This window comes from Treponema sp. R6D11, from assembly GCF_054786075.1.
In genome coordinates, this window is record NZ_BDHD01000793.1 from 1 (window position 1) to 521 (window position 521).

Annotated in this window: 1 protein-coding gene; it reads right to left on the bottom strand. The window is 36.5% G+C overall.

The window, feature by feature from the left end:
• Positions 1–492 (bottom strand): response regulator (locus ACYVTD_RS16145; protein ID WP_461248699.1); only part of this gene is annotated, 492 nt, incomplete at its 3' end.
• Positions 493–521: the final 29 nt, after the last annotated feature.

Below are 521 nucleotides of genomic sequence, written 5' to 3' on the forward strand. Positions count from 1 at the left end.
GGATATAAATTCATCAAACCCGTTTTTTAAGAACATTTCCGCTTGTCCTGTAAGAGCATTTGCGGTTAGCGCGACAATTGGTTTTGTATAACCTAATTCGCGGATTATTTTAGTCGTTTCAATGCCGTCCATTTTTGGCATCATGTGATCCATAAAAATAACATCGTAATCAAATTTATTTTTTATTTTTTCGATAGCCTCATACCCGCTCATTGCGGTATCAATGGAAAGATCATAAGATGCCATTAACCCTCTTGCTACATAAAGATTGGTTTCCACATCGTCAACGATTAAAACTCTGCCGTATGGCATATATTCGCGGTTTATTTGTAAGTTTCTTATTCTTTGCTCATTTACAAAATTAAGTTGCATCAGGTTTTCAGCCATTACCCTGCCAATCGGGTCAGAGTCCATAAATTTTTGCGGCAGACGCACGGTAAAAACAGAACCTTCATTCGGCTTACTTTTTATTTCAATAGTCCCATTCATCATTTGCAATAAATTACGGGTAATATTCATAC